Below are 2,912 nucleotides of genomic sequence, written 5' to 3' on the forward strand. Positions count from 1 at the left end.
AAATCTCTGTTAGAAAAAGATTTAATTCATTTAAAACATTACTTGAAGCAATAGAAAAAGAATCTAACACACCAATAAATCAATTCATCAAAAAAATAGACGTTGATATTTTTGATGAAATTTATAATCAAGACACAGAAAGAGATTTCTTTATAGAAAAACTTAAAAAAATAAATTTTTCTAATAATGAATTTAAAGTTGAATTAAATTATGAAAAAATCAAGTTAAATTATTCAAAAAATTTTATAACAATAGAAACGAAAATAATAGAAAAGTTAAACAATAATAATAACAAAATTATTAATATTAAATTTCCAACACAATTTAGAACTGATTTATCAAATATTTTGAAAGAAGAAATTTTAGAAATACATACAAATATTCAAAAAGTACTACAATCAAGCAATTTTAGTAAAAAAGAAGATGTAGATAATAATGAAAAAATAATAATACAAATGTATAAAAACTTTTTTGAAAAATATAATAATTTTCTCTATGTTGAAAATAATGAAGGTTTAGTTTTTTATGAAATGTTTGACTTAGTAAACAAAAAAGAAATGTATATAACTCAAGAAAATGAAATTTTTTCTTTATCAAAAAAAATATATTTTGTTTTTGAAGGTGAAAAAGTTTATTTAAGTGATTTATTGCCTAATTACAAAAACTTAATTAAAGATGATTATAGTATTGAATTTTATTTAACAAAAGACACTTTTACATCTAAGTTAGAATCAGATTTAAATTTTGGTATTAAATTAAAAAATAAAAAGAAATCGATAAATAACCTCAATAATACAACAAAATTAATGATAAAAAATAGAGAACACTCTAAGTTTAAATCAAGCATAAACTTATTATCTGAATTTGATAAAAACAAAAATGATTTAACTAAAGCAATTAAGAAAAAAAATGATAAAAGCATAAAATATTTTTTAAACAATCATTATTCACTAGTTACAGAAATTTTAGATTTAAACAACTTTATTGTAGAAATTAATTCATTTATTGAAGATGACAAATTAAATTCAATAATAAATAAAATTAAAACAAGAAAAAATAATGATAAACCATTAAGTATAGACGAATTTAAAATTCTTTCAAAACATATTTTTGTATTTGTTGATAATAAAAAAATAAGTCTTGAAAACTTATTAATAAGTAATGAAAATTATTTTAAGTTTGAATTATCATTTTTCCATGATACCCAAACCAGACCTCAAGAAATAATTTCTATTAAATTTTCACTTAATAATGTTGAAAAACAAATAAATAAAATTTTAATGAAATACACAATTAAATAGGAGTATTATGAAAAATAAAATAATAAAAGTATTAGGTAATTTATTCTTAATAACAAGCCCTTTTGTTTTATTGGCAACATCGTTAAAAAGTGAGAATGAAATTAAAAAAGAAGAACTAAAAATAGAATTTTTTAAGGAAACTAATAATCAATATAGGGAAGGTTGAGAGAAGCGTTCACTTCCAATTGGAAATGGAGCATTAGGAGCAACAATATTTGGTCACATAAAAAAAGAACGTGTTCAACTAAATGAAAAAAGTTTTTGAACTGGTGGACCAAGTAAATCTAGACCAAATTATTTAGGTGGAAACATAATAAATAACGGAAAAAATGGTGAAACTATAAAAGAAATTAATAGATTATTTAAAAATGGTGATATAGAAGCAGCTTCTAAATTAGCTAAATCAAAACTTTTAGGACCATATAATAAAGATGCCTCTAATGGCTCTGGAGGATTCCGTTCTTATGGATCAATCTATTTAGATTTTAGCAATGATAAGTCACACACACACACACAGACCGAGTACAAACGCAGTCTTGACTTAAACAATGCAACAATTACTGTTACTTACAAAATAGGACAAACAACTTATATTAGAACTAATTTTGTTAGTTACCCTGACAATGTTATTGTTACTAATATAAAAACTATAGGTCCAGATAAATTAAATTTTAACGTTAATTTAGAACCGGATAATTCACATGGAAGTGGAGATTTTCCTACTCAACCTATTACTTATCAAAGAACTTGAACAAGTATAGCTGAGAAAAATTCTATAATCATCAAAGGAACATTAAGCGATAATGACTTAAAATTTTATTCAAAAACAAAAGTAATTAGTAAAGACGGGAACACTGAAAATATTAATAAAGACAATAAAGGAACTATAAAAATAAGTGATTCATCGGAAGTTACTATTTTAACTAATATAGGAACAGATTATAAAAATAATTATCCAATTTATAGAAGTGGCGAAACCGAAGAACAGTTAGAAAAAAGAGTAAATGATTATATAACCCAAGCATCAAGTTATGATTATGAACAACTATACCAAAGGCATATTGATGATTACGTTCCAAAATTTTCTACATTTAATTTAAATTTAAATCAAAGTAGACCATTAAACAAAGACACTGAAACTATATTAAGTGAATACAATAGAAACATTTTAAATGATAATCAAAAAAGATACTTAGAAGTGCTACTTTTTCAATTCGGTAGATATTTAACGCTTGCTTCATCAAGAGAAACACCTGAATTTGATCCAAAGAGAAAAATGTTACCATCAAATCTACAAGGAATATGAGCTGCATCTAATAGTTCTGCTTGACATGCTGATTATCATTTGAACGTGAATTTACAAATGAATTATTGACCAACATATTCTACTAATATGACTAAATCGGCTTTACCATTAATTGATTATATTGAATCTTTACGTGAACCAGGTAGAGTGACTTCTTATGTATATAATGGTATAAAAAGCACAAAAGATAAACTAGAAAATGGATTTAGTGCATATAATCAAAATAATCCATTGGTTGAACGGTCCAGGATGAGAATTTAACTGAGGATGATCTCCTGCGGCTATTCCATGAATATTACAAAATG

The 2,912-nt window shown here is 23.7% G+C and carries 2 protein-coding genes; both read left to right on the top strand.

The features are described 5' to 3' along the window. A partial coding sequence (locus MALL_RS04530) for a hypothetical protein (RefSeq protein WP_005684035.1) occupies nucleotides 1-1,301 on the top strand: 1,301 nt, incomplete at its 5' end. A gap of 7 nt (nucleotides 1,302-1,308) precedes the next feature. Next, the gene (locus tag MALL_RS04150) at nucleotides 1,309-2,868 is read left to right on the top strand and encodes a glycoside hydrolase family 95 protein (RefSeq protein ID WP_005684036.1); all 1,560 of its coding nucleotides are present in this window, start codon (nucleotides 1,309-1,311) and stop codon (nucleotides 2,866-2,868) included. Nucleotides 2,869-2,912 lie beyond the last annotated feature (44 nt).

The organism is Mycoplasmopsis alligatoris A21JP2 (genome assembly GCF_000178375.1).
GTDB lineage: Bacteria > Bacillota_I > Bacilli_A > Mycoplasmatales > Metamycoplasmataceae > Mycoplasmopsis > Mycoplasmopsis alligatoris.